Genomic DNA, 26,760 nt, shown 5'->3' with positions numbered 1-26,760 from the left:
GGGCGCCAAGGGCTGTCTCCAAACCAAAGGAGCACTACGAGGGGACAGCAGGACCAAGGAGCGAGCGGGCAATCAACCCGCTCGCTTGCCAGGGTTAGAGAACTTCCAGCGGGTACTCGACAATCAGGCGGAACTCATCCAAATCCGACTCGAAGTCGGTGGCGCGAGTCGTGGCTTGTCGAATGCGAAAGGACATGTCCTTCAACGACCCAGACTGCACAACGTACTTGGCCTCGATGTCCCGCTCCCAGCGCTTCTGGTTGGTCAACGGATCGCCGTTGTCATCACGGCGCATATAGACTTCGTTGGCGTTGCTGTAGTCGGCATCCCAGCCCTGGGCATATCGAGTCATGAAGCTCAATCCAGGCACACCGAAAGGCTCCATATCCAGGTCATAGCGCACTTGCCATGACTTCTCCTTCGGCGAGTTGAAGTCGCTGTACTGGATGGAGTTGTCGAGGTAGATGGAGTCCGATTGGCGCAAGTAGTCGAAGTCATCATCGCCATTGTTGCGCTGGAGACCCACCAGCACTGTATGAGCGCCGAATTGGATGCCGACCTTGCCGCTCCAGATGTTGTTATCGAAGCTCCCGAGGAGCTGCCTCCCTTCATCGACCGCCTTGTAGAAGTTCAGCCCGCCGATCAAGGCGACATCGTCCGCAAGCGGGTAGCTCAGCGTGGTGCCCGCGTAATATTGATTCCAGGCATCCTTGAGGCGGCTGGTGTAGAGACTAAAGCCGACGTTGTCATTAAGCGTGTAATCACCACCGAAATAGGCGATCCATGGCGAGTCCACTTCGCCCGCGTAGAAGGTAGCGAAGCCGTCGCGCATGCTGCTGGTATTGGGTTGGCTCATCGAGTGGAGGCGACCGCCCTGAAGCGACAGTCCTTCCACGCTGCTGTTGACCACGGTGACACCTCGGAAACTCTCCGGTAAAAGCCGTGCATCACCGTATTGGACGACCGGGCTGACGGGAAAGACGTCGCCTACCTTGATCTCGGTATCCATGAACCAAGTTTTCACCGCGCCCCCCAGTTTGGAGTAGTTGTCCTCAGCCTGCCCGAGGCTGTTGTAAGGCATCACGTCGACTGAGCCGCCTGCTCCAGAACGGCCGTCGCCGGTGTCAAGCTTGAGCCCTAGCATGGCAAAGGCATCGACACCAAAGCCTATGGTGCCCTCGGTGAAACCAGACTCGAATCTGCCTATCACGCCATGCGCCCACTCTTCCGAATAGCCATTACCCGAGCTGCTGGACTGGCCTTTACGGAAATCGCGGTTGAAGTAGAGATTTCGATTGAGAATGGTCAGGCTGCTGCCTTCGATAAATCCCTCGCCTTTCTCGCCGGCGGCCATTGCAGCTTGCCCGGTACTGACGCTCAGAGTGAGCAGAGAAAGTCCTAACAGGGTTCTGTTATTCATAAATGCTCCTGATGTTATTGGCAGTTGTCATTGTGTGGTCGCATATATGTGCCAAGCGCGCCGGGCATAGCCAGGCACGCCTTGGTCATATTTCCACATGCCAAATAACGTCAGGGTGACTTGGAAATTACATTTCAGTCAGCGCGATGTCATTTATCTACTTTTGATTACGGCAACCTGTCCCGGCTGCCCGGTATTCAAGAATATTCAGATCGCCATTGGAGTCCTCGTAGGTCATCTGGGCCGGCATCACACCGCAGCTAGAGTCCGTCGGGGTAGTGGCCACGACCCTGGCGATATCGAGTTTCATGCCGTAGCGGTAATGAATAACTTCAGGCGGATTCTTTCCGTTAGCGGCAGCATACTCTTGCATGGCCTGCTCATTGGCCTGAATCATCCGACCATAAACACGATCAGCGCCGCCTTCTGCCAGAGTGGCAGAGGAAACAACCATAGCGGCAAGGGCTGCAATAACTTTGAGGCTTTTCATGTTTAATCACTCCTTCAAGGTGGTGATTAAAATATATCAGCTCAACCTGTCATAAAAATGAAGTCAAAGTTACATCGCCGTAATGCTTCCTGCCGCGTTACCCGGGCGAGTCAGCTTGGCGCGTGGCTTGCCCGGGTTTGTAAAGCTATAGCTCCTGCGGTGCGCGAACCTTCTGTGTACGCTGCCTTCGCATCAGCCAGTACGCGGCCGGCAAAACCAACATGGACATCAGCGGCGCGGTAATCATGCCGCCGACCATGGGCGCGGCGATGCGCTTCATCACCTCAGATCCGGCACCTCCGCCCCAGAGGATTGGCAACAGGCCGGCGATGATCACGGCCACCGTCATCACCTTGGGCCGCACACGCAGCACCGCGCCTTCACGAATTGCCTCCAGTAGGGCCGGATCACCGCTGCGCCCGGTATCCACACGCGCATGCCAAGCGTTCTTCAGGTACAGCAGCATGATCACCCCGAACTCGGCCGAGACGCCGGCCAGGGCGATGAAGCCCACGCCGGTGGCCACCGACAGGTTGAAGCCGAACCAGTAGAGCAGCCAGATGCCGCCCGACAGGGCAAAGGGCAGGGTGGCCATGATCAGCAGGGCCTCGCCGAAGCGGCTGAAAGTCAGGTAGAGCAGCACGAAGATAATCAACAGAGTCGCCGGCACCACCCAGGCCAGCCGCGCATTGGCGCGCTCGAGGAATTCGAACTGACCGGAGTAGGAGACGGTCATGCCGGCGTCGAGTTGTACCCGCTCGGCGACGCGCTGCTGCAGCTCGCGCACGGTCGAGGCCAGGTCGCGCCCGCGGACATCGACATAGACCCAGCCGGACAGTCGCCCGTTCTCGCTGCGCAGCATCGGCGGCCCTTCGGTCAGACTAACCTGGGCGACGGTGCCCAAGGTGATCTGCTGGCCGGCTGGGGTGAGGATCGGCATACGCCGTAGTGCCTGCGGACTGTCTCGCCACTCCTTGGGATAGCGCAGGTTGATCGGGAAGCGGGCCAGTCCTTCAACCGTCTCACCAATATTGCTGCCGCCGATGGCGCCCGATACCACCGCCTGCACATCGGCGATGCTCAGGCCATAGCGCGCCGCGGCCAGTCGATCGATCTGGATGTCCACGTAACGGCCGCCAGTAAGGCGTTCTGCCAAGGCCGAACTCACCCCAGGCACCTCTTTGGCCACGGCCTCGATATCGCGCGTTATGCGCTCGATGTCGACCAAGGAGGTTCCGGACACTTTCACCCCAATGGGGCTCTTGATCCCCGTCGCCAGCATGTCGATGCGGTTGCGGATGGGCGGCACCCAGATATTGGACAGCCCCGGAACTTTTACCGCGCGATCCAGTTCCTCGATCAGCTTTTCGGGTGTCATCCCCGCGCGCCATTGATCGCGTGGTTTGAACTGCACCGTGGTCTCGAACATTTCCAGCGGTGCTGGATCGGTGGCGGTCTCTGCTCGCCCGGCCTTGCCGAATACCCGTGCCACTTCGGGCACCGTGAGGATCATCCGGTTGGTTTGCTGCAGCAGCTGGGTGGCCTTGCTGGCCGGCAAGCCGGGCAGGGCTGATGGCATGTACAACAGGTCGCCCTCGTCCATCGGCGGTAGAAACTCTCCTCCGAGTCTGCTGAGGGGCCAGAGACTGGACAAAAACACTAGCAAGGCCAGCGCTAGGGTCACCTTAGGCCAAGCCAGCACCCACTCCAGCACCGGCCGGTATGCACCGATCAGCCAACGATTCAAGGGGTTCTGTTGTTCGCTGGGGATATGCCCACGAATCCAATAGCCCATCAGCACCGGTACCAAGGTGATCGAGAGGCCAGCAGCGGCAGCCATGGCATAGGTCTTGGTGAATGCCAGCGGGCCAAACAGGCGACCCTCCTGGGCCTCCAGGGTGAAGACCGGGAGGAAAGACAGGGTGATGATCAAAAGGCTGAAGAACAGCGCCGGCCCGACCTCGGCCGCAGCTTCGCCGATCACCCGCCAGTGCGCCTCGCCCTGAAGCGGTTCACCGGGGTGTCGAGCCTTCCAGGCCTCGATGTGCTTGTGCGCGTTCTCGATCATCACCACGGCGGCATCGACCATGGCGCCGATGGCGATTGCGATCCCGCCGAGCGACATGATGTTGGCATTAACGCCCTGGTAGCGCATGACGATGAAGGCCATCAGGATGCCCAGGGGCAGGGTGATGATCGCGACCAGCGACGAGCGCAGGTGCCAGAGGAAGATCAGGCAAACCAGGGCAACCACCGCGAACTCTTCCAGCAGCTTGTAGCTGAGGTTATCGATGGCGCGGTCGATCAATTGCGAACGGTCATAGGTGGTGACCACCTCGACGCCGGCCGGCAAGCTGCCCTTCAGGCTGTCCAGCTTGGTCTTCACCGCGGCGATGGTATCGCGGGCATTCTTTCCGGAGCGCAAGATGACCACGCCACCTACAACTTCACCCTGGCCATCCAGCTCGGCAATGCCACGACGCATCTCTGGCCCCAACTGAATGGTGGCCACCTGACCCAGCAGCACCGGAATTCCGCTGGCCGAAGCCCGCAGCGGCACATTGCGGAAATCCGCTAGGCTCTCTAGATAGCCTGAAGCCCGGACCATGTACTCGCGCTCTGCCAGCTCCAGGATGGCGCCGCCGGTTTCCTGATTGGCGCTCTTCAGCGCCGCTTCGACCTCCTGCTGAGTTACCCCATAAGCCACCAGCTTCTGGGGATCGAGCAGCACTTGGTATTGCTTGACCATGCCGCCGAGGGTGGCCACTTCGGCTACGTTGGGCAGGCTCTTGAGTTCGTACTTAAGGAACCAGTCCTGCAGTGCCCGCAGCTGGGCAAGATCATGCTGGCCGCTGCGGTCGACCAAGGCGTACTGGTAGATCCAGCCCACGCCGGTGGCATCCGGCCCAAGGGTGGTGGTAACACCCTCGGGCAGGCGTTCCTGCGCCTGGTTGAGGTACTCCAGCACCCGCGAGCGTGCCCAGTAGAGGTCGGTATCGTCCTCGAACAGCACATAAACGAAGGAGTCGCCGAAGAACGAGTAGCCGCGCACTGTCTTCGCCCCCGGCACCGAGAGCATGGTGGTGGCCAGCGGGTAGGTCACCTGGTTCTCGACAATCTGCGGTGCCTGCCCGGGGAAGCTTGTGCGGATGATGACCTGGGTGTCGGACAGATCCGGCAGTGCATCCAACGGCGTGTTGCGCAGCGACCAGATGCCCAGGGCGGTGATGAACAGGGTGGCCAGCAGTACCAGGAAGCGGTTGCCGATAGACCAGTGGATCAGGCGCGCGATCATGGCTGGTCTCCTTCCTTGCGGAGCTGCTCGATCAGCAGGCCGGAGTTTGTCTGACGTGCGGCGATGCGTACGTGATCTCCTGGCTTAAGTCCCACAGCTACTTCGGAGCTGACCAGAGGAAAAGCCATGGTCATACCTGGCATATTCAGGCTCTCGAAGGGGCCATGCTCCAGGGTGACTTGTTTCCCGTCCAGTGCGCGAATAACGCCGTGAGACACATGCAGCCCCTCCGTGCTGTCCTGTTCTGCATTGCCGGCCAGGATGCCCTGCAGGCTGGCTTCCGAATCGATGAGGAACTGGCCGGAGGTAACGACCGCCTGACCTTCCTCAAGACCGGACAACACCTCCAGACGCCCATCGGCCTCGCGGCCCAAGGTGATTTCCTGGGGGCGGTAGCGTCCGTCGCCTTCGGCCAGCATCACCAATGCACGCTTGCCGGTGCGAATCACGGCTTCACTCGGCACAAGAAGCGTGGATTGTTCGACGGCACTGTTCAGGCGTACGGCGGCGAACATGCCGGGGCGCAACTTACCGGCAGGGTTGGGTAGCTCGCTGCGTACCGTGAGCGTGCGCGTTTGCGGATCGGCACTCGGCAGCAAGGCTATGACGCGGCCCAGCAGCGGTCGATCAGGAAAGGCCGTCAGGTTGGCGCGGATCTCGTCCCCGACCTGGATACTTCCGGCCATGGCCTCGGGTATCGCCGCATCGAGCCAGACACTGGATAGCCCGTTAATCAACGCCAGATCCTGCCCGGCTTCGACGGTCATCCCGGCGCGTACCTGCAAGGCTTGGAGCTCGCCGCTGATAGGTGTGGTGAGGGTTTGCACCGCCCGTGGTTTGCCGCTGCGGCGGACCTGCTCGATCAACGTTTGAGGCATGCCAAGCAGGCGCAGGCGCTCTTGGGCCGCACTTATCAAGCGAGTGTCAGCGGTACGCAGTACCGCCAGGAACTCCAACTGCGCGGCGGACCATTCGGGAATCAGCAGGTCGACCAGGGGGGCTCCGGCAGGCAGCACATCGCCCGGGGCGCGACCGTAAACCCGCTCGACGAATCCGCCGGCGCGGGCCTGGAGGTTCGCCACTTCTCGCTGGTTATAGGCCAGGGAACCCACCGCCTCGATATCCGAGGGCAGTACACCTCGGATCACCATCGAGGTTCGCATTCCGAGGTTCTGCACGGCTTGAGCGGGGATGCTCAGGACAGACGGATCCTGCTCGGATCCTGCGTATTTAGGGACAAGTTCCATATCCATGAAAGGTGACTTGCCCGGTTTATCGAAGCGCTGCTCAGGCTGCATAGGGTCGTACCAATAGAGCACCTTGCGCTCGTCCGTCGGTGCGGAGCTAGGCAGTAGCTCGTGTTTGGCTTGCCGCTGGGCCAGCCAGTAGCCACCGCCCGCCGCGCCAATGCCCACGGTCAGCACCGCGACCGCAAAACCAAATGTCGATATCTTCATTTCAGGCCCTCCACATAGGCGTAGTACAGACTTGCGGATAGCTGGCTCAACTTGCGCTGCTGTTCAATCTGCCGCAGCTGCGCCTCAATCAGGTCGCGCTGGGCAGTAATAACGGATGTGAGCTGGCTGTTACCGGCTTGGTAGGCGGCCAGTTCGAGATCGGCACGTTTGCTTGCAAGCGGGATCAAGGTTTTTTCGGTGCGTGACAAGGTCCTGCGCAGTTGCTCAAGCTCGGCAATACCGCCTTCCAGTTCAGCCTGATGGGCGCGCAGTAATGCTTCCTGCTCGGCTTCCATCTGCGACACGCTTTGTTGTCTGGCGTTGATCTTGGGCCCCTGACGTGTGCCTACGAACAACGGCAGGTCGAACGTGAATTGCACCATCACCATATCGCCGAACTGGTTGTCGCGATTGTTGTAGGCAAACTCAACACCCCAGTCGGGGGTCTTCTCGGCGATGGCCTCGTTCAGCTCGGCGCTAGCCTCGCCGACTCGGGCGGAGGCAGCGCGCAACTCAGGGTGTGAGGCAATGCGTTGCTGCAGGTGCGGTGCCACCAGGTTCAGATTGGGAACACCTCCTTGCAAAGGCTGGTCAGCCTCGTTGCCTATCCAGCGGCGCAGCTTGGCACGAGCTACTGCCACATCGCGATTCAGTTCATCTCGCCGATCTTGTAACGCCAAAGCTTCCTGGTCGGCCTGCAACAGCTCGCCAGGCTGAGCACTACCGCCGGCAATTAGCGATTGCACGGTCGAGCGGAGCATCTCGATCTGACGGTCCAGTTGATCGAAGAGGCCAACACTGCGTTCGGCGTAGTACACGTCCAGCCAGCTCACTGCCGTCTGGCGCTTGATTTCCAACTGCATGGCACGCTGCTCGGCCTCGGCCCGCGTCATGGAGGCTTCGGCCAGTTGGCGACGGGCCAGACGCTTGTCGCCGTTTGGTACCTCCTGCATGAGTCCAATGCGGCGCATGGTCATGGAGTCACGATTAAGTGTGTAACGGTCAGGGCCTTCGATCGGCAGGTTGTCGATGCCTATAATCAGCTTGGGATCGGGCAAGGCGTCTGCGGGCCCTACAGCCTGCTGTGCCGATGCCACCTGCGCCTGGCGCGCGAGGTTCTCAGGGGCACTCTGTTCGGCCAGAGCTTGGGCTCGTTCGAAGGTTAGGGGCTGTGCCTGCGCGGCAAGCCAGGGAGCTGCCCAGAATGCGGCAGCCAACACGCCGAGATAGCCACGGCGTGGAAAAAGGAAAGCGGACATGCTTTCGCCTCCAATGCGATTGATCGAGGTCGCAGCTACGAAACGTGGTCGCGACGATGCGCCTGACTGTAAGGCGCGGGATGATCACGGCATTAGACGAAACGAGGAGGGCGCCAGAGTCCTGCGGGCTCTCGCTTAATCACCGACTGGGTCAGCAATATCTCGGGGCGTGAGGGGAGAGGGGATATGCTCTTGATCACGGTGGTCTGGAGAAGTCCTCCGGTCTTGCATTCCTGGCCGGATTTGCAGGGAGACTTATTGGCCACCCCATCAGACGTGTCCATTTGCTCGCAGCACGGAGCATCGGCCGTTGCATGGCCCTGATGATCGGCGCTCTGCATCGGGCAAGGTTGTGCCGGCATGCTGAAAGCCATACCGCCGAAGGTCGGCAGCACGAGGCTAGCAATCATTACCAGGATCAATCCAATCCGACGCACAGCAATTCACCAAGCGGGGCTATAGGGCGACTTTAGCAGATTGCCTCGAGGCATGAGCGCTCCTTTTGACGATAACAGCACTTCGTTGATTTGGATCAAATAGAGTGTCTAATCTCAAAGGGCGAATCGCCGTGATGGTTCACCCTTGGTTGCGAAGCCGCTCGACAGTAGCCGCAACCGGCGCAGACCGTCGTTGCCGAACATCCGGGATTGGAAAACGGAACTGAATCGCTTTACGATTCAGTTCGAAGACCGCATGATGCCCTTGTAATCAACCCTACAGGTTACACAAAATTCAGTACACCCCCGTAATTGAGGTGTCAGCCAGCGAATTTTCCGGCAATCTGAACCAATTCAATTCTCTGTCGGTGTCACTCAGATCTATCCCCTCCATCGTCGTTATGTGCGATCTGTAGTGTTAAGCTTCAGAAGTACAACTGAACGGAATACAACCTTAGAAGAAGTCAGGTAGACACCTTTCTGTTAGCGATTGTCTGACGCGGTTGTAGCACCTCCAGTATTTTTCGTACTGTTTTTTGCTTCATCCTCTTTTATTTGTTGATCACGGGCTTCTCTGCGCTCTTTGTTTTGTTCACGCAGGTTCTCTACCATCTGCCGGTAACGCATGCTCCCATCTTCTGCATGGACTACCGCAGTAACGTTCAGCGCAAATAAAAACATGAAAATCGTTGCTAGGGTCCTCATGGCTATACCTCTCATCTGAAATGGATTTTTGGGGACTCGTTAGTATGGTACATGGCGTCACCTGTCCGGCTGGTGACGCTGCGATTACAAAAATGTCATGCTGAAATAGATCAACGATCCGACCTTGTATTACCTCAATGTAATGTCCGTTTCACTTTGGTGACAGAAACGGTGTGCCATCATGTGCTTTGGATAATTCTAAAGGCAGGGCGGCGGCAAAAACTGAGTGCAACACCTGACCTTTCCGGTACGGTGCTGCCCCATGTCTTATTCCGAACTCAGCGTTGAAGAGCGTGCCACCATTCAAGTTAGTCATGCCCAAGGCCTCAGCTTGCGCAGGATTGCCTGCTTGATCAACCGATCCCCTTCGACGGTCAGCCGGGAGATGCGCCGCAATCGAGATGCAGCTGGCAGCTACTCGGCCCGTGTGGCTCAGCAGCGGATGAAGGCCCGCCGCCAGGCTTGTCGGCCCATGCGAAAGCTGCTGCCAGGTAGTGAGCGCTTTGAACTGGTGATCCATATGCTGCGCCAGCGTTTGTCTCCCGAGCAGATTGCCGGCAAGCTGCGCAGTATGAACATACCCAGTCTTAGAGATGCCTACGTCTGTCGCGAGACGATCTACAACGCGATCTATGCCCTGCCCGTCGGTGAGCTGCGCAAGGAGTTGATCCTTTGTTTGCGCCAAGGCAAGACGACACGTAGACCACGCCTTGGCGGTGTGGATCGGCGCGGGCAGATTCCAGAGATGGTCAGCATTCACTTGCGCCCGCCGGAAGTTGAAGACCGGCTGATGCCGGGGCATTGGGAAGGCGACCTTATTAAGGGTAAGGCTAACGCCTCGTCTGTAGGTACGCTGGTGGAGCGCACTAGTGGCTACCTGATGCTGGTGAAGATGAACGACGCGACGGCGACCTCGGCGATGGAGGGCTTCAGCGCCGCCCTCAATAACATGCCGCTGGCGATGCGCAAGAGCATGATACGACCAGGGCCGGGAAATGGCACAGCACGCCGAGATCACCCAGAGAACCGGTGTGGCGATCTACTTCTGTGACCCGCACAGCCCTTGGCAGCGCGGCAGCAACGAAAACATTAATGGCCTGATCCGCCAGTACCTGCCCAAGGGCACTGACTTGTCGGTACATAGCCAAGAAGAACTGGATGCCATTGCGTTTCAACTGAACATGCGTCCACGTAAGCGCTTCGATTTCAAATGTCCTATCGAAGTCATGAGCGAAGTGATGCAGAAAGCCTTGGCTATGCAATATGATGCTCCTGCGTCAATTCAATAACCGTGTTGCACTCAGCTCCTGCAACCGCCCCTTGTTTTAATTGTAGCGCATAGTAAGCTTATGCTTCGCTGCAGTGATTGTCGGTCTGCTTGGTGTCGAGACAAACACTGCCGTCTAGCTCCATCTCGAGTGTCGAGTGGCTGATTTTGAATTGCTCATGGAGTACACGTTTCAAATCAGTCTTCACTCGTTCGATCCCAGGCAGACTCGCCTTCTTGATGACAACATGTGCTTCCAGTGCAATTGTATGCTCAGCGATTTCCCAAACATGCACGTGGTGAACGCCCTCGACGTCGTTTACTTGTTCCATGACATTGATTATATCAGCGACGGAAACGCCTTCTGGCGCGCCCTCCATTAACAGATGGATGGTTTTAGGCAGCATGCTAAAGCCTTGCCAGAGCACGTAGCCAGCAATCATCAGTGTCAGTACAGTATCCGCCCAGTACCACCCATACAGAAGTATCAATGTCCCGGCGATAACAACGCCGACGGAGGCCAGCGCATCCGACACATTGTGCAAGAATGCCGCCTTTATATTCATGCTGTTCTTGGACATTGTGTAGGTGAGAAAGGCCGTGACGATATCTACAACCAAGGCTATTCCCGCGACCACGACCACTGTCCAACCTTCAATGGGCTGCGGGGAAAACAACCGGCCTATGGCCTCGTAAATAAGATAGAGACCGACGATGATCAGGGTGACCAAGTTGATCAAAGCCGCTATGGTTTCACTGCGTCGATAGCCAAAGGTTTTAAATGCATCTGGCGGTCTGCGACCGATCTTACGTGCGATCAGCGCAATAACCAGTGATGCGGCATCGCTCAAATTATGTAGCGCGTCAGCAATGAGTGATAAGCTACCAGAGAGTATTCCACCGACTATTTGTGCCAGTGTTAATGCGGCGTTAACGCCTATAGCAGCAATTAGACGCTTATCGCCTATAGCTTCGGTGTTATGGTTATGTTCGTGGCCCATTGGTTTTTAACCTGTATTTAAGCGCCTTTCGAGGCGCTTTTTTTGTTTCTCGATAACGTACCCGTCAGTCGTTACCAGCGCATTGGGGCCACAAATCCTTTCAGTGAACCCTTCGAAGCTTCGATTGGATATTCATAAAAAGGCCAGGCATCAAGCCTGGCCTACGTTGGGAGAAAACCAATATCAGCTCGCGTCCTCATCCTCTTCGTTGCGTTTCATGCGGCGCTGCAGAGCCGTGTAATAGAGCGCAGGCAATACCAGCAGCGTCAGTGCTGTCGAGGACAGGATGCCGCCAATGACCACGGTCGCCAGAGGCCGTTGGACTTCCGCGCCGGTCCCTGTGGCCAACGCCATCGGGACGAAGCCGAGCGACGCCACCAACGCCGTCATCAGGACCGGGCGTAATCGCACCAGTGCGCCTTCACGCACAGCCTCGGATAAAGGCCGGCCCTCCTCTAGCAGCCCCCGAATGAAAGCAATCATCACTAGTCCGTTCAGCACTGCTACCCCCGACAACGCGATGAACCCGACGCCAGCCGAAATCGAGAGGGGAATGTCTCTCAGCCAGAGCGCAAGAATGCCCCCGGTAAGCGCGAACGGAATGCCGGTGAAGACGACTAGCCCATCACGCAGGGTGTTGAACATCATGAACAGAAGCACGAAGACCAGCAGTAAGGCGAGTGGGACGACCAGCTGCAGGCGCTTGGCGGCAGCCTGTAGCTGCTCGAATTGCCCACCCCAGGTCGTCCAATAAGCGGGCGCTACCGGGTTTCGCTCGGCGATTGCCGCAGACGCGTCTTGGACGAAACTGCCAATGTCACGCCCCCGAACGTTGGCACTCACCACAACCAGACGCTTACCATCCTCACGGCTGATCTGGTTCGGTCCCAGCACGAATTCCAGCGTGGCAACTTCAGCCAGCGGGATGAAGTCGATTCGGTCGCTAGCTGCGCCCGCCACCGCCGGCACCGGAATCGGCAAGCGAGCTAGCACATCCGGATCGGCACGCAGCGTATCGGAAAGACGAACAACGATGTCGAAACGGCGGTCACCCTCAAAGAAGGTTCCAGCTTCCCGTCCGCCGATCGCAGCTGCGACAGTATCCTGCACATCGCCGATGTTGAGTCCGAAGCGTGCCGCCTTGTCGCGATCCACATTGACGCTCAGCAGCGGGAGGCCCGTTGTCTGCTCGACTTTTACTTCGGACGCGCCTGGTACGTCCTGAAGTATCGCCGCGATGTCATCAGCCGTTTTGTTGAGAATATCCATGTCGTCCCCGAACACCTTAACGGCCACATCGCTGCGAACTCCGGAAATCAGCTCGTTGAAGCGTAACTGGATCGGCTGAGACATCTCATAGTTGCTGCCTGGTACAGATGCGGCCGCCTTCTGGATGTCCTCAATGAGCTGCTCGCGGGATTTGTCCGGATCTGGCCATTCTTCCTTGGGCTTGAGCATCACATAGCTGTCCGAAATATTCGGCGGCATAGGGTCAGCCGCGATCTCTGCGGTGCCGGTTCGGGCAAACGTACGCTTGACCTCCGGGACCTGTTCGGCAATTGCCTTTTCGAGCCGCTGCTGCATATCCACGGATTGGGAGAGGCTGGTCCCTGGAACGCGCAGAGCTTGAAGCGCAAAATCACCCTCGCTGAGGCTCGGAACGAACTCGCTACCCATTCGCATGGCCAGCAGCGCAGACAGCAGCACGCTAGCGACGGCGCCACTGAATACCAATGTGCGATGACGCATGACCCAGTCGAGCACCGGTGCGTAGCCATTGCGCGCGGCACGCATCAGGCGGTTGTCCTTCTCTTGCACTTTACCGGTGACAAAAAGGGCAACAGCAGCGGGTACGAAGGTGACCGAGAGAATCATGGCGCCCAACAGTGCGATTACCACCGTGAATGCCATGGGGTGGAACATCTTCCCCTCGACACCGGTGAGCGCAAAGATCGGCAGGTAGACCACCATGATGATCAGCTGGCCGTAGATCAGCGGACGCCGTGCCTCCTTGGCCGCCGCGAATACTTCGTGGAAACGCTCACTGCGGGTCAGAATCCTGCCATGTTTTTCCTGGGCGTGGGCAAGCCGGCGGATTGCGTTTTCGACGATGACCACCGCACCGTCGACGATGATGCCGAAGTCGAGTGCCCCTAGACTCATGAGGTTGGCACTGACCTTATTAGTCGCCATGCCGGTGAAGGTGAATAGCATGGAAAGCGGGATGACCATCGCTGTGATTAGGGCTGCACGCAGGTTGCCGAGGAACAGAAACAGCACGGCGATAACCAGGATCGCGCCTTCGATTAGGTTCTTGCGAACCGTGGCGATGGCCTTGTCAACAAGGTCGGTCCGGTCATAGACCGTTATGGCGCTCACGCCTTCTGGCAGGTTCTGGTTGATAATCTCCAAACGCTGCGCGACTGCCTGCGACACGCTACGGCTGTTTTCTCCCACCAGCATAAAGGCGGTCCCGAGGACCACCTCGCGTCCATTGTCGGTGGCCGCGCCAGAGCGCAGCTCGCGACCGATCCCCACTTCGGCAATATCGCGTACCCGCACGGGCGCACCGCCTGCGTTGCTCAGGACGATATTGCCAATGTCCTCGGGGGAGCCGAGCTGGCCGGGTGTGCGGATCGACAATTGTTCGCCATTACGCTCGATGAAGCCGGCGCCGACGTTGGCGTTGTTACGTTCGAGCGCAACTACAAGTTGTTCCAGAGTGATTCGGTACGCGGCCATGCGCTTCGGATCGGGCGCTACCTGATACTCTTTGGCGAAGCCACCGATCGTGTTGATCTCGGCAACGCCTCGAACGTTTCGCAGCTGCGGCTTGATGATCCAGTCCTGGATTTCACGCAGGTCGGTCGGCGTGTAGGGCTGACCATCAGGACGGCGCGCCTCGGGCTCGGCCTCGACCGTCCAGAGGAAGATTTCCCCCAGGCCGGTGGAGATGGGACCGAGAGTGACCTCCACGCCCTGCGGAAGCTCGTTGCTCGCGGCCTGCAGCCGTTCACTCACCAATTGCCGGGCGAAATAGAGATCGGTGCCATCATCAAAGATTACGGTGATCTGAGCGAACCCGGAGCGCGACAATGAACGTGTCTGGCGCAGGTGAGGCAAGCCGGCCATCGCCGTCTCGATGGGGAAGGTAACGCGTTGCTCGGTTTCGAGCGGCGACGCGCCTGGGACCGCAGCGTTTATCTGGACCTGGACGTTGGTGATGTCGGGCACAGCGTCGATGGGCAAGTGCTGGTAGCTATAAACCCCGACGCCGGCCATGCCCAAGACCGCGAGCAGCACTAGCCAGCGCTGCTCGATGGCGAAGCGAAGAATACGTTCGAACATAAGTTGGTATCCGATGGATCAGTGAACGTGCTCGGCGGAGCCTTTGCCGAGTTCGGATTTCAGGATGAAGCTGCCAGCCGTAGCGATTTCTTGACCGGCCTGTAATCCGTCACGAATTTCCACGCGGTTTTCGTCGCCTGCACCCAGCGAGACCGGATGCGCCTGGAAACCGTGCGGCGTGCGAACGAAAACGGTCGGCGCGTTCTCCACAGTCTGGACCGCCTCGACCGGCACCGTGACCGGTGCACTGCGTCCATCGGCGCTGACTCGGACCGTCACAAAAAGACCGGGACGCCATGCCCCATCAGGGTTGGCCAGGGTCACGCGGGCCGTCGCGGCACGCGTCTGCTCTCCAAGCAGGCTGCCCACATGGGCGACCTTGCCCATCGTTCGTACTCCTAGCTCGCCTGCGACGACTTCAACCTCTCGGCCGACGGTTACGCGCATCAATTCACGGGCAGGTACGCTGAACATGGCCCAAACCCGCGACAAGTCAGTCAGTGTGAAGACGCTGGTCGTTTCATCCACACGCTCGCCCAGCACAATATGCTTCTCGACGACCACTGCATCGAAAGGTGCGCGCAGCTCGTAGCGGTTGCCTACGCCTGCGCCACTTCCGCCGCCCAGCGCCCGTGTTTTTTCTTGGGCATTACGCAAGTCGATTTCTGCTACGCGCAGGCTCTGCTGGGCCTGCAAATAGTCCTGTTCTGCAGAGATACGCTCCTGCCATAGGGTGCGCTCACGCTCGAACAAGGTGCGAGCCAGCCGGAGGCGCTGCTCGGCGGCAGCCAGCTCACTACGCTGCTCGGACAGCTGCTCGCTGGCGATAACCGCCAGCAACTGGCCCTTCTTCACTTGGTCACCCAGGTTGACCGAAACCGATTCGACAACGCCGGCCACACGGGGCACGACATGTGCGGTACGGTCTTCGTCGAAACGCAGCTCGCCCGGCAAAGATACAGACGAGCCGATTTCAGCCGGTCCGGCCTTGCTTAGCTGAATGCCTGCGGCACGTATCTGCTCTTCGGAAAGCTCAATCTCACCTTCGGCATGCGTTTCGTTGCCGTGCTCGTCCTCCTCACCGCCATGACCGCTTTCGTCACCATGGCCGTGGCCATCGCCTTCAGCGTCATGACCGTCTTCGTCCCCATGGTCGTTCTCAGATTCCTCGTGACCGCTTTCTCCATCCTCATGCGCGTGGCCATCCTCGGCGTGCTCAGCCTTGTTATCGCTGGCCTGCGCCTCAAGAACGAAGCCCTGTTTTACGCCAACGCCGGTCAGCAGTACCAAAGCGACCGCCAGAGCGATTCCCGTCTGTTTTTTCATGCAAGCTCCCCCACCGCCAATACGTAATGGCGGCGTTTCGGTCATTCGAAGGTAGTGGTAGGTCCGTACAGCCGCTCGATACGCGCCCAGGCGTCGACCACGGCTTGCAATGACTGCAGATAGCGCGTGCGTGCATCTATCAGCGCACGCTGTGCGTCGAGCACGTCGAGGAACGCGAAGCGGCCAAGACTGAAACCACGTGTGGCCGCTTCCACGGTTCGCTGTCCTGCCGGCAGTATCCGGTTGCGTATTTCCTCGACGTCTGCACGTGCGGTACGCCAGTCGCGAAGGGCCTGCTGGATCTCCGCACGAACGCGCAGCTCTGCCGCATTACGAAGATCACGCGCCTGCTCCGCCCGCCGTGCGGCCGCCAGAACATTGCCTTGGTTACGATCGAATAAAGGCAGCGGAACAGAGAGGCCGACGAGGTTGACGCGCTCACGCTCGATTTCGTCGTACTGGCTACCGATACTGACGCTTATGTCCGGGTAGCGCTGGCTTCGCTGAAGCCCCAGCTCGGCTTCACTCAAGGCCACTTGGCGCAGAGCCCTACGCATATCGGCACTCTCACGCACGCGCGCCAATAATGCAGATTCGCTAGGCACATCTGGCAGGTGTTCGAAACTGCCCAGCAAACTGCCAAACTCCGGTGCGTCGGTCCCGAGCAGGCGCGCTAGCATCTGTCGAGCGTTGTCCCATTCCTGGCGTGCTCGCCGCAGGTCCAGTTGTACGGTCGCCAGTTGCATATCGGCGCGCGTCGCCTCCACTGGCGAAACTTTTCCGGCATCGACCTGTGCATCGGCGACCTTAGCAGCCCGTTCGGCCAATGACAGAGAGGCCTCGGCCAGTCGCATGCCTTCTTGGGCGCGCAGGGCGGCGAAGAAGGCCTGGATCACATCTGCACGTAATCCTTGGCGTCGAAGGTCGAGATCGGCATCCACCATCGAGCGATTAGCATCCGCCACGCCGATTCGAGCGCCGCGCTTGCCGCCCAACTCGATCGACTGGGTGATTGTAATTGAGCGGGTCTGGCGGTCGGACTGAGTGTCTTCCACCTCGAACCCTAATTCCGGGTTCGGGATAACCCCAGCTTGGCGGCGCAGACCGCTTGCGATGCCGATCTCCGACCGCGCAGCGGAAAATTCTGGGTTGCGTTCATACGCAAGGGACACGGCCCGCTCCAGTGTCAGACCGTCTTGCGCGCCCACCTCGAGCGACATTAGTGCCAGCCCGAGCCCAAGCAGCCCGCTAGCAAGCAGATACAAGCGTTTCTTTTGATACATACGCAACACTGCAGTGCAGTGCCCCCTTCGTCGATAGCGTTTCCTCAGCCGCACTAAACCGGCCAGATAGCTGATGGCTAAGCGGCGTGATTTTAGATAAGCGCGGATATCGGCCGGGTGACTACGACATTACAAATTTGTAATCCAAGGAATATCTGCGATTGCACCGCTCAAGATTACGAGATCGTCATTTACCGCTAATCCTGCGGTCATTTACAGGGGGAGATCATCGCCCGGCACTCGAACAAAAAGGCGAAGGCGTCATTCGAGCGCTGACATGCCGTATATCAGGAGCATCATCATGAGCAAAAAGGCCGCCCTTTCACTTACAGCCCTTTCACTGGCACTGGGCAGCGCCCCGGTCTTTGCCCAATCGGAAACAGCGGAGGGCTTCATCGAAGGCAGCACGCTTTCGCTGATAAATCGCAACTTTTATTTCAACCGAGATTTTCGCGACGGTGGGAGCGCCACCGGCAATGGCTATTCTGAGGAATGGGCTCACGGACTGATGGCATTCTTTGAGTCCGGATATACCCAAGGCTCGGTGGGGATCGGCGTCGACGCCTTCGCCATGCTCGGCCTCAAACTCGATTCCGGTTCGGGACGCTCCGGTGTGGGTGGCAGCATCGACCTGCTTCCCCACGACAGCGCTGGCGATCCGGAGGATGATTTCACTCGGGTGGGAGGCGCGGTGAAAGCACGGCTGCTCGATACCGAGATCAAGGCCGGCGATGTGTTTCCCACTACGCCTGTCGTACATTTCGGCGACTCGCGACTGCTGCCGGAGTCCTTCAAGGGCTTCACCGTCGTGAACAACTCGCTAGGCGAACTCACCCTCCAGGGAGGTCGCCTACACGCGATGAGCCAGCCCAACACCAGTAACATGAACGAAGACTTCGTCACCTTCTACGGCGGGGCCGTGGACGCGCCTTGGCTCGGCTACGCAGGCGGCGACTATAGCGTGAACGAAAATCTCAGTCTTAGTCTGTACACCAGCCGGCTTAAGGACGCTTGGAACCAACATTACTTCGGTCTATCGGCCACCTATCCGCTTTCTGATGTCGTCGCGCTGCTGGGCAGCTTCAATTACTACAAGGCAATCGACGAAGGCCGCGAGCTGCTGGGCGAGTTCAACAACAACATCTGGAGCTCCAGCCTGGGTGTCGCCTTCGGCGCGCACACCGTCACGGCGTCCTATCAGCGCAACAACGGTAACAATGACTTTGACTACCTGCGCCAGGCGGACTCGATCTACCTGAACAACTCCATCCAGTACAGTGATTTCAACTCACCTAAAGAGCAGTCCTGGATGCTGCGTTACGACCTGAACATGGCGGAATACGGCATACCCGGCCTTACCTTCATGACCCGCTACGCCCGCGGTTGGGGCGCCGATTACAGCAACGCCAACGAGGTGTACATGCGCCAAGACGATAACGGTGCCCCTCTGACCGGACAGAAACGCTGGGAGCGCGACGTCGAAGCCCGCTACGTTGTACAGACAGGCTCGATCAAGGATCTCTCTCTGCGGGTGCGCCAGGCTACTACGCGGGCGACTGCTTTCGAGTCCGACCTCGATGAGGTTCGATTCATCGCAGAGTACCCGCTCTCGATCCTGTGAGCACCACGGGCAACACCACATCTTCGTTTTTTGCTCCCTTGGTTTGAAGATGTGTTTCAGGCGCCCATAGGGGCGCCTTTTTTTGCTTGAGTGAGCCTCCTTGCGCTGCCAGTCAACCAAATGACCAGTAGATTACAAATCTGCAAGATGGCCCTGCAGGTCTTTTACGGCGCTAGAGTGCTTCGCGCTTCCCTAGGCAGATCTTCGCTTCTGTCTTTCACGCTAGGGCCAGGTCGCTTTTGTCTTGACCTTATAGTTACTACATAGATTATTTTTGGTTCCGTTTAGCCGGCACCCTACCTCCTTACCGAGCTACCTGAAAACATGCGCATCCTGGTTGTAGAAGACGAAAACAAAGCTGCGGACTACCTGCAGCAGGGCCTTATCGAATGTGGTTACACGGTTGATCGAGCGGATGATGGGCTCGATGGATTTCACCTGGCACTGCAGAACGACTATGACATCGTGCTACTGGATGTAAATCTGCCAACCATGGATGGGTGGGAGGTGCTCGAACTCATCAGGCGGCGTAAGCAGACACGCGTGATCATGCTGACAGCCAACGCCCGCCTAGAGCAAAAAGTCCGCGGCTTGGAACTGGGCGCCGACGACTACCTGGTCAAGCCGTTCCAGTTCCCCGAGCTGCTCGCTCGTATCCGGACACTGTTGCGGCGAGGCGAGGCAGTCGCACTTCCAAGCAACCTGCGTGTAGCCGACCTCGAACTGGACCCTGGCCGGCATCGGGCCTACCGGAGTGGTCAGCGTATTGATCTCACCAGCAAAGAATTTGCGTTACTGCACCTGCTCATGCGCCGGACTGGCGAGGTGCTGACGCGCACCGAAATTACCGCCTTGGTCTGGGACATTAACTTCGACTGCGATACCAACGTGGTGGATGTCGCAATTCGTCGCTTGCGGATGAAGGTGGACGAACCCTTTGGCGATCGCCTGATACACACCATTCGCGGTGTCGGGTACGTGCTGGAGGCGCGGCCTTGAAGCCACTCAGCCTCGCATCGCGTCTCGCGCTTCAAATCACACTGACCGGCGCCGCTTTGGTCGCGCTACTGATTGCACTGAGCTACTGGGTACTTGTGCGCCAACTGGAATTGCGCGCCCAGGAGGAGGTGACGGCCAAGCTCTCGCAGATCGATCATGGACTCCTAGAAGACACCAAAGCCCGTATGGGTCGTTCCTGGCAACACGCACTGAGCGATACGGTACTCGGCCATGACAACCTTTCGATTACGGTCATCGGCGATACGGCGCAATCAGCCATTTTCAATATCGGCCGGTTCGCCCATGCGCCGCAGCTGCTGGATCTCGTGAGCAGGGACGGCGACTATCTTGGCTGGACAACGAAGGATGGCGTGCAGATGCTAACCGGGCGCAAGCAAATCCAGGTCCCGGGACTGGCTCCAATGACGCTTTTGCTTTCGCAAGATCGCAGTGCCGATCAACGGCTGGTGGCTGCATTCCTGCGCTCGGCCTTAGTGATCGTGCCGATGCTACTGATATTGATCGGATTGGCTGGATGGCTAATCGCCCAAAATGGTTTGCGACCGCTGCGCAAGTTCCGGGTCTTGGCGACTAAGGTATCGACACAGGACCTATCACCCCGAATCCGCAGCGATCGGCTCCCACAAGAACTCCAGGCATTAGCGCACAGCCTCAACGTAATGCTTCATCGACTCGATGACGGAGTTCAGCAACTGTCACAGTTCTCGGACGATGTGGCCCATGAATTGAAAACTCCGCTGAACAACCTAATAGGCAAGGCCCAAGTGACTTTGGTACGTGAGCGAAGCAAAGAGCAGTATCGTGAAGTACTCGAATCATCCGTTGAAGAACTGGAACGTATGGATCGAATCGTGTCAGACATGCTGTTTCTCGCCCAGGCCAGCCACGCCAGCCCAGCACTGAAACTCGAACAACTATCCCTGGGAAGTGAGGCGAATCGCGTCTGTGAATACCTCGAAGTCCTCGCCGAAGAAGCCGGAGTCGCAACGACGGTAACGGGCGATGCCATAGTTCTAGGAAATCGGCTTATGGTCCAACGGGCCATTTCCAACCTGCTATCCAACGCGTTGCGGCATTCGAATACTGGCAGCACGGTCGAAATTAAGATACTTGAGAAGGACATAGACATCGTCTCGCTGGCTGTCACCAATCATGGCGCGACTATCGAATCGGATCATCTCCCGCACCTGTTCGACCGCTTTTACCGCGTTAACGGCATACAACCTCGTGGGGCAGGATTGGGGCTAGCTATTGTCCGTTCAGTGATGAACCTCCACAAAGGCCACGTGGCCGTCGCCAGCAAAGACGGTCGGACCACATTCGAACTCACCTTTCCTCGGCACGCCTGATTCAAAGTGATACGGCTTGGTACCCACTCCCCATCAGACCAACGCCATACATTTAATGCATGCATGTAATGCATGCATGGCCTAATCGAGCGTGGGATGGTCTACAAAAACGATGAGTTTAAAACAGAGCCGAATCGGCAGAAAGCGATGGTTAATTACTGCTTTGTAATGCGAAGAACATTGAATCGCCCCTAGTTTCGTAGACACCTCCTGGCCTCATAATACGGCCCACTAGGAGGTGCCATGAGCAATCCGCGTTATCCCGAAGAATTCAAAATCGAAGCAGTCAGGCAGGTGACCGAACGAGGTCTGCCGGTGGCTGAGGTAGCGTCTCGTTTGGGCATGTCGACCCACAGCCTGTATGCCTGGGTTAAGCGCTACAGCAAACCTGAAAAGCAACGCGTGCAAGAAGACGAGCAGCAAGCTGAGCTGCGTCGTCTGCGTGCCGAACTCAAGCGCGTGACCGAAGAGCGAGACATCCTAAAAAAGGCCGCCGCGTACTTTGCCAAGGAGTGCGGTTAAAGTACGCCCTCATCAGTCAGCTATCCGCAGACTATTCCGTTCGCCGCCTTTGCCTGACCCTGAAAGTACATGCCAGCGGTTACTACGCCTGGCTGGCTGAACCGAAGTCGGCACGAGCCAAGGATGACCAACGTCTGCTTGGCCTGATCAAGCACTCGTGGCTAGAGAGCGGTGGCGTCTACGGCTACCGCAAAATCCACGACGACCTGCGTGAGCTTGGAGAAGCATGCGGCAAGCATCGTGTTGCTCGACTGATGCGTCTGGAAGGGCTGCGCTCACAGACAGGGTATCGTCGTCGACCGGGCCGCTATGGCGGTAAGCCTCCAGCGGCCTCACCGAATCATCTGGAGCGTCGGTTCAATGTCACCGAACCCAACAAGGTCTGGGTCACGGACATCACCTACATCCGCACTTATGAGGGCTGGTTGTATTTGGCGGTGGTGCTCGATCTGTTCTCGCGGCAGGTAATCGGTTGGTCAATGAAGCCGCAGATGACCAGCGACCTGGCTATTGATGCCTTACTGATGGCCGTTTGGCGCCGCAAGCCAAAGCAGGAGGTGATGATTCACTCCGACAGTAAGAATGTACTGGCCAGTGTTTCCATGTGGTCTGACTCACACAGCGATAGACCGATGATGGATGATCTGGTCGTGGAGCGTCTCGGATGGCCTGACCCACACTCCGATCGACCCTTGTGTCTTTCCCTGGACCTGTCGACCATCCGGGAACACTGCACGTCAAGGTGACCGCCTTGCCGACACATGTGACCCAAGAAGGGCCTGACGTCACGTCACTTTACTGTCTTGTCCAGGTGTCCGGTTGAAGCGGCTCTGTTCGTAATCGGTGAACCGGAGTGACCAGTCATGCCCAACGCCAAAATCAGCAGTGTTTCGAGACAGGTCGTAGGCGGTGTAGATACCCATAAAGACCTGCACGTCGCCGCAGTCGTAGACGAGCAGGATCGTATCCTGGCCAGTGAGAGCTTTGCGACTACTCGTCAGGGTTACAAACAAATGCTGACGTGGATGCGCTCGTTTGGTGAAGTGGTTCGAGTGGGCATCGAGTGCACAGGTACGTACGGTGCAGGCCTATTGCGCTACTTGGAACAGGCTGGGATCACCGTTCTTGAAGTTACTGCGCCTGATAAAAGTTATAGGCGCAAGCGGGGCAAAGATGACACCCTTGATGCCGGAAATACGGCACATGCGGCTTTCGCAGGCGTTCGTACAGTTACCCCAAAAAAACGAGACGGCATGGTCGAATCGTTACGCGTGCTCAAAGTGTGTCGTAAGACGGCCATACAAGCTAGGCGCGTTACCTTACAGCTGATCCAGAACACTATCGTTAGTGCGCCTGATGATCTGCGTGAGTCATTACGCACGTTGACCCGCATGCAATTGATTAGAACGCTGGCAGCATGGCGTCCAGATCTATCAAGCTATCGTCAGGTCACGTCCGCCTACCGGATTGCTCTGAAGTCGCTGGGGCGGCGTTATCTCGAACTGCATGACGAGATAGCGGATTTGGATGTGATGATTGCAGCCTTGGTTGATGATCTTGCCCCAGAGCTGGTTGCCCGAAATGCCATTGGTTACGAGTCCGCTGCTCAGCTTCTACTGACAGCAGGCGACAACAGTGATCGTTTCCGCTCAGAGTCTAGCTTCGCTGCTTTATGTGGGGTTAGCCCGGTCCAGGCCTCTTCAGGCAAGGTCACCCGACATCGGCTGAATCGAGGTGGTGATCGCGCCGCAAACAGTGCGCTCCATATCATCGCTATTGGACGGCTTCGGACGGACGCTCGAACCCAGGCTTATGTCAGTCGACGTCTCTCAGAGGGACATTCAAAGCTGGAAGCAATCCGGTGCCTAAAGCGTTACATCGCACGGGAGGTCTACGGCATCATCCAGAGGCGAAATAGCGTCATCAACCAAAGCACAGTATCCACTTGACACTTAGAAGGGCGTCCAAGGTAGCCAATTCAGCAGCGGTGACTGGCAGAGCTTCCTGAAAGCCAATAACTTGCTTGGTAGCATGAGTCGGCGTGGTAACTGCCATGACAACGCGGTAGCGGAAAGCTTTTTCCAACTGCTGAAGCGGGAACGGATTAGGCGAAAGATCTACAGCACTAGGCAGGATGCTCGCGCTGACGTGTTCGACTACATCGAGATGTTTTACAACCCAAAACGCCGACACGGTTTCAACAACCAGCTGTCACCGGTAGAGTTTGAAAGGCAACATTTACTGAGCCTGGAAAGTGTCTAGGAAATCCGGGGCGATTCACCCAGTTAAAGAACGGGGTCACCGAAACATACTCGCCATAGGCCATTGATTGCTGCACCAGCCACTTTACAGCCTGATCAGACGCTGCCAGCAGGCCCGATATGGACAATAGGGCATACGGCGAGAGCTTTTTGCCAATAATGAGCATTATTTAACCCTTCAACGCCAAAATGCGTCTGGCACCGTTAAGTACAATGCCCCCCGCGATGGTGCCGATAATCAGATCCGGATAATTGGAACCGGTCCACGCGACCAGGGCGCCGGCGGTGATGACCCCCAGGTTGATCACCACGTCGTTGGCCGAGAATATCCAGCTTGCCTTCATGTGCGCCCCACCTTCCCGATGTTTGGATATGAGCAGCAGACAACTGGTATTGGCAATCAATGCGACGAATGCGATAGCCATCATCACCAGCGATTCAGGCTCACTACCGAATACAAAGCGTCTCACCACCTCTACGAGCACGCCCACAGCCAAGATCAGTTGCAGTACACCAGCAAGATGCGCGGCACGTACCTGCATTTTCACGCTATGTCCAACCGCATAAAGGGCAAGCCCGTACACCGCCGCATCGGCAAAATTGTCCAGGGATTCTCCAATCAGGCCGGTGGACTGGGCGATCAGACCGGCAGTCATTTCCACCACGAACAGAAGTGCATTGATGCCGAGCAACCAGCGCAGGGTCCCGGATTCTTGCTTAGCAGAAGCTGCCGAAAACTCGGCGGCCTTGATGGTCTCCGGATTTGCAGCGACGGTTTCCTGAAGCGAGGCGCCTAGCCCCAAGGTCTTCAGTTTCGAGGTGACGGGCTCGACCTCGCCGTCATGCACGACCTTCAGCCGGCGGTTCGACAAGTCGAAGGACAGCGCCCGAATCTCCTCAAAGCCGTTCAGGGCTAGGCGAATCATTCGTTCTTCTGATGGACAGTCCATCTTCGGCACGGCATAAACACTGACCCATCTCCCTGGCGCCTCGGAGGAGGCCTGTATATCGGTATCCGCTGCGGACGTTGCATCACCGCCACAGGCGCCACCACAGGATTTGCTCATGATACGACTCCACTTGAACAATGTTGTGGTACCATTTAAAACTATAAAGCTACTATAAGGTCAATAGAGTAAAGAATCCGTTGGGGAGGAGGCTGATGCGCATTGGTCAGTTGGCGCAGTTGGTAGGGGTCGAAACACAGACGATCCGCTTCTATGAACAGCAGGGCTTGTTGCCGCCGCCTGATCGGCAGGACAACGGTTACCGTGTCTATACCGAGAAGCATGGTGAGGGGCTGGCCTTCATCCGTCGCTGCAGAATCCTGGGCCTGTCACTGGCTGAGATTCACGAACTACAGAGCTATCAGGACGACCCTCATCAGCCTTGTACCGCCGTCAACGCCTTGCTCGATGATCACATCTCTCATGTGCGGTCGCAGATAACCGCTCTGCAAGCGCTTGAGAAACAACTCGTTTCACTGAGAGCGAGTTGCAACGATGACCGGGAAGTTGAGGCGTGTGGGGTTCTTGCTGGAATTAGCGAAGGAAACATGCACCAGCAGTAGGTGAAGCATCAACCAGATAATCCGATGAGATGCCGGTCTGTCTCACTCTCATGCAAAGGTAAGATCAACCATTTAATCCGCTTACCCCAAAATTCTAGGACAGGAATCGTTCATATGGATGGAAAGGTAAGCTGGTGATTGCGCATGCTACGACTAGTGCGCATCGCAGCCCGTAATGTGAGCCAAATCCCTTCTAAGGTTGGTCAGGCTGCAACATCTGGGGGCGGCATTTGGCGAACAGGTAATTCCATCAGTTTGCGGTATGTGCGTATGCACATGTAAAGCGCAGAAGAAGGCCAGGCACTGCTCTCTCTGATTGGGGAGCAGTGCCTGTGAAAATTACTTCTTAAGTGCTTGTAGGTAATCTTTCAGGGTCGCCTCGTCGGCAGACTTGACGGTCATACCTTCAGGGCCAGAACCGATGTCGGCGAACTGCTTAGCCGGCTCGCCGGATTTCTTGAACTCTTCTAGCTCCTTGGAGCCTTCACGGAATACCCACAGGCGACCATCTTCAACCTCGGTGACAAAGCCGGGTTTGTCGTATTGGCTAGCGAAAGTGGCGCTGGCAAACAGGCTGGTGAGCAGCATTGCCGTCAGGGTCAGTTTTTTCATCACAAGGTTCCTGCTTGGGTTTAGGTGAAAGCAATCCTAAAGCCCGTTTGATTACGGAAAAGTTACAAGATATGGATATGCGAGTAACCAGATGTTTCGCGATTTATCTGAATCGGATTCTGACCTTGTTGCGGTTACGCCAAAGGAAGTTTGGCTGTAAATCAGTAGGGGTGATGCATGGTTCATCCCCTTACTATCCGTAATCGCAGCAGAGTCATGATTGATATTTAGAGATCAAGGCATTCGCGAGATGGGGCAGCGGTGCTTTTGCTGCCTTGATGATTTTGGTTTGATAGGCAAGGGCGTGGCTGGCTAGCCCGTCGGCCGGTCTGCATGTGGAGACTTCGAAAATGTCATCACGCTGTGCGATAAGTCATGCTGGAGTACCAGACTCTTTGCCGGGCATTAGCCTTTCATCGCTAAAGCTGACTGATCTTACCTAAGCAGCATCTCGCCGGATGAGCTCTATCAGGCCCACGACTACCTGAACGTACCAAGATATTCGTACTGAAAAAAC

The 26,760-nt window shown here is 57.5% G+C and carries 17 protein-coding genes and 4 pseudogenes; 8 read left to right on the top strand and 13 right to left on the bottom strand.

Annotated features, from left to right (window positions below):
- Window positions 1-94: 94 nt before the first annotated feature.
- The 6 genes from ASB58_RS17180 to ASB58_RS19960 form a co-directional block, all read right to left on the bottom strand.
- The gene (locus tag ASB58_RS17180; protein ID WP_088278000.1) at window positions 95-1,420 is read right to left on the bottom strand and encodes an OprD family porin; all 1,326 of its coding nucleotides are present in this window, start codon (window positions 1,418-1,420) and stop codon (window positions 95-97) included.
- Between the two features lie 157 nt (window positions 1,421-1,577).
- The gene (locus ASB58_RS17175) at window positions 1,578-1,910 is read right to left on the bottom strand and encodes a DUF2790 domain-containing protein (protein ID WP_088277998.1); all 333 of its coding nucleotides are present in this window, start codon (window positions 1,908-1,910) and stop codon (window positions 1,578-1,580) included.
- A gap of 145 nt (window positions 1,911-2,055) precedes the next feature.
- Window positions 2,056-5,205, bottom strand: coding sequence for an efflux RND transporter permease subunit (locus ASB58_RS17170; protein WP_088277996.1), 3,150 nt, complete (start codon window positions 5,203-5,205; stop codon window positions 2,056-2,058).
- Window positions 5,202-6,662 carry an efflux RND transporter periplasmic adaptor subunit gene (locus tag ASB58_RS17165; RefSeq protein ID WP_088277994.1) on the bottom strand — a complete coding sequence of 487 codons (1,461 nt, stop codon included), beginning with the start codon at window positions 6,660-6,662 and terminating at the stop codon, window positions 5,202-5,204. The genes ASB58_RS17170 and ASB58_RS17165 overlap by 4 nt, the downstream gene beginning before the upstream one ends.
- The gene (locus ASB58_RS17160) at window positions 6,659-7,921 is read right to left on the bottom strand and encodes a TolC family protein (protein WP_088277992.1); all 1,263 of its coding nucleotides are present in this window, start codon (window positions 7,919-7,921) and stop codon (window positions 6,659-6,661) included. Before ASB58_RS17160 ends, ASB58_RS17165 begins: the two co-directional genes overlap by 4 nt.
- Window positions 7,922-8,841: 920 nt before the next feature.
- Window positions 8,842-9,063, bottom strand: coding sequence for a hypothetical protein (locus ASB58_RS19960; RefSeq protein ID WP_136869545.1), 222 nt, complete (start codon window positions 9,061-9,063; stop codon window positions 8,842-8,844).
- A gap of 262 nt (window positions 9,064-9,325) precedes the next feature.
- On the opposite strand from ASB58_RS19960, the pseudogene ASB58_RS17150 reads away from it, so the two are divergent.
- Window positions 9,326-10,352, top strand: a pseudogene (locus ASB58_RS17150) (IS30-like element ISPsp4 family transposase).
- 58 nt (window positions 10,353-10,410) lie between these two features.
- Here the strand turns inward: ASB58_RS17150 and ASB58_RS17145 are convergent.
- From ASB58_RS17145 to ASB58_RS17130, 4 genes are all read right to left on the bottom strand, one after another.
- Complete coding sequence (locus tag ASB58_RS17145) at window positions 10,411-11,331, bottom strand: cation diffusion facilitator family transporter (protein WP_011914465.1); 921 nt, start codon at window positions 11,329-11,331, stop codon at window positions 10,411-10,413.
- Window positions 11,332-11,514: 183 nt separating this feature from the next.
- A complete protein-coding gene (locus tag ASB58_RS17140) occupies window positions 11,515-14,679 on the bottom strand; it encodes a CusA/CzcA family heavy metal efflux RND transporter (RefSeq protein WP_088276315.1) in 3,165 nt (1,054 codons plus the stop codon).
- Window positions 14,680-14,697: 18 nt separating this feature from the next.
- Window positions 14,698-16,005 carry an efflux RND transporter periplasmic adaptor subunit gene (locus ASB58_RS17135; protein ID WP_088276316.1) on the bottom strand — a complete coding sequence of 436 codons (1,308 nt, stop codon included), beginning with the start codon at window positions 16,003-16,005 and terminating at the stop codon, window positions 14,698-14,700.
- 41 nt (window positions 16,006-16,046) lie between these two features.
- Entirely contained in the window at window positions 16,047-17,288 is a 1,242-nt protein-coding gene (locus tag ASB58_RS17130) for a TolC family protein (protein WP_068506209.1), read from the bottom strand.
- A 301-nt stretch (window positions 17,289-17,589) separates the two neighbouring features.
- Between ASB58_RS17130 and ASB58_RS17125 the strand changes: the two genes are divergently transcribed.
- The 6 genes and pseudogenes from ASB58_RS17125 to ASB58_RS17100 form a co-directional block, all read left to right on the top strand.
- Window positions 17,590-18,909 carry an OprD family porin gene (locus ASB58_RS17125; RefSeq protein ID WP_088276317.1) on the top strand — a complete coding sequence of 440 codons (1,320 nt, stop codon included), beginning with the start codon at window positions 17,590-17,592 and terminating at the stop codon, window positions 18,907-18,909.
- A gap of 324 nt (window positions 18,910-19,233) precedes the next feature.
- A complete protein-coding gene (locus tag ASB58_RS17120; protein ID WP_045634019.1) occupies window positions 19,234-19,908 on the top strand; it encodes a heavy metal response regulator transcription factor in 675 nt (224 codons plus the stop codon).
- Window positions 19,905-21,278 carry a heavy metal sensor histidine kinase gene (locus tag ASB58_RS17115; protein ID WP_088276318.1) on the top strand — a complete coding sequence of 458 codons (1,374 nt, stop codon included), beginning with the start codon at window positions 19,905-19,907 and terminating at the stop codon, window positions 21,276-21,278. Before ASB58_RS17120 ends, ASB58_RS17115 begins: the two co-directional genes overlap by 4 nt.
- 243 nt (window positions 21,279-21,521) lie before the next feature.
- A pseudogene (locus tag ASB58_RS17110) lies at window positions 21,522-22,396 on the top strand (IS3 family transposase); the annotation flags it as partial.
- Between the two features lie 267 nt (window positions 22,397-22,663).
- Window positions 22,664-23,749 (top strand): IS110 family RNA-guided transposase, encoded by a 1,086-nt coding sequence (locus ASB58_RS17105; protein WP_088276320.1) that lies wholly within the window; start codon window positions 22,664-22,666, stop codon window positions 23,747-23,749.
- Between the two features lie 16 nt (window positions 23,750-23,765).
- Window positions 23,766-24,062 (top strand): annotated as a pseudogene (locus tag ASB58_RS17100) (IS3 family transposase); the annotation flags it as partial.
- Window positions 24,063-24,075: 13 nt separating this feature from the next.
- Here the strand turns inward: ASB58_RS17100 and ASB58_RS17095 are convergent.
- Both ASB58_RS17095 and ASB58_RS17090 read right to left on the bottom strand, forming a co-directional pair.
- Window positions 24,076-24,228 (bottom strand): annotated as a pseudogene (locus ASB58_RS17095) (signal peptidase II); the annotation flags it as partial.
- Window positions 24,229-24,231: 3 nt separating this feature from the next.
- Entirely contained in the window at window positions 24,232-25,128 is an 897-nt protein-coding gene (locus tag ASB58_RS17090) for a cation efflux transmembrane domain-containing protein (protein WP_004574643.1), read from the bottom strand.
- Window positions 25,129-25,223: 95 nt separating this feature from the next.
- Between ASB58_RS17090 and cadR the strand changes: the two genes are divergently transcribed.
- The gene (gene cadR, locus ASB58_RS17085; protein WP_004364961.1) at window positions 25,224-25,631 is read left to right on the top strand and encodes a Cd(II)/Pb(II)-responsive transcriptional regulator; all 408 of its coding nucleotides are present in this window, start codon (window positions 25,224-25,226) and stop codon (window positions 25,629-25,631) included.
- 339 nt (window positions 25,632-25,970) lie between these two features.
- Here the strand turns inward: cadR and ASB58_RS17080 are convergent, their stop codons facing one another.
- Window positions 25,971-26,243 (bottom strand): hypothetical protein, encoded by a 273-nt coding sequence (locus ASB58_RS17080; protein WP_088276321.1) that lies wholly within the window; start codon window positions 26,241-26,243, stop codon window positions 25,971-25,973.
- Between the last annotated feature and the right edge of the window lie 517 nt (window positions 26,244-26,760).

The organism is Pseudomonas abyssi (assembly GCF_003444685.1).
Lineage (GTDB): Bacteria > Pseudomonadota > Gammaproteobacteria > Pseudomonadales > Pseudomonadaceae > Halopseudomonas > Halopseudomonas abyssi.
This window is presented reverse-complemented; position numbering and strand designations above follow the sequence as displayed.

What these genes read in the sequence shown, in the direction of transcription:
- ASB58_RS17180 (WP_088278000.1), bottom strand. Translation starts at nt 1,420, where the DNA reads ATGAATAACAGAACCCTGTTAGGACTTTCTCTGCTCACTCTGAGCGTC.
- ASB58_RS17175 (WP_088277998.1), bottom strand. Translation starts at nt 1,910, where the DNA reads ATGAAAAGCCTCAAAGTTATTGCAGCCCTTGCCGCTATGGTTGTTTCC.
- ASB58_RS17170 (WP_088277996.1), bottom strand. Translation starts at nt 5,205, where the DNA reads ATGATCGCGCGCCTGATCCACTGGTCTATCGGCAACCGCTTCCTGGTA.
- ASB58_RS17165 (WP_088277994.1), bottom strand. Translation starts at nt 6,662, where the DNA reads ATGAAGATATCGACATTTGGTTTTGCGGTCGCGGTGCTGACCGTGGGC.
- ASB58_RS17160 (WP_088277992.1), bottom strand. Translation starts at nt 7,921, where the DNA reads ATGTCCGCTTTCCTTTTTCCACGCCGTGGCTATCTCGGCGTGTTGGCT.
- ASB58_RS19960 (WP_136869545.1), bottom strand. Translation starts at nt 9,063, where the DNA reads ATGAGGACCCTAGCAACGATTTTCATGTTTTTATTTGCGCTGAACGTT.
- ASB58_RS17145 (WP_011914465.1), bottom strand. Translation starts at nt 11,331, where the DNA reads ATGGGCCACGAACATAACCATAACACCGAAGCTATAGGCGATAAGCGT.
- ASB58_RS17140 (WP_088276315.1), bottom strand. Translation starts at nt 14,679, where the DNA reads ATGTTCGAACGTATTCTTCGCTTCGCCATCGAGCAGCGCTGGCTAGTG.
- ASB58_RS17135 (WP_088276316.1), bottom strand. Translation starts at nt 16,005, where the DNA reads ATGAAAAAACAGACGGGAATCGCTCTGGCGGTCGCTTTGGTACTGCTG.
- ASB58_RS17130 (WP_068506209.1), bottom strand. Translation starts at nt 17,288, where the DNA reads ATGTATCAAAAGAAACGCTTGTATCTGCTTGCTAGCGGGCTGCTTGGG.
- ASB58_RS17125 (WP_088276317.1), top strand. Translation starts at nt 17,590, where the DNA reads ATGAGCAAAAAGGCCGCCCTTTCACTTACAGCCCTTTCACTGGCACTG.
- ASB58_RS17120 (WP_045634019.1), top strand. Translation starts at nt 19,234, where the DNA reads ATGCGCATCCTGGTTGTAGAAGACGAAAACAAAGCTGCGGACTACCTG.
- ASB58_RS17105 (WP_088276320.1), top strand. Translation starts at nt 22,664, where the DNA reads ATGCCCAACGCCAAAATCAGCAGTGTTTCGAGACAGGTCGTAGGCGGT.
- ASB58_RS17090 (WP_004574643.1), bottom strand. Translation starts at nt 25,128, where the DNA reads ATGAGCAAATCCTGTGGTGGCGCCTGTGGCGGTGATGCAACGTCCGCA.
- cadR (WP_004364961.1), top strand. Translation starts at nt 25,224, where the DNA reads ATGCGCATTGGTCAGTTGGCGCAGTTGGTAGGGGTCGAAACACAGACG.
- ASB58_RS17080 (WP_088276321.1), bottom strand. Translation starts at nt 26,243, where the DNA reads ATGAAAAAACTGACCCTGACGGCAATGCTGCTCACCAGCCTGTTTGCC.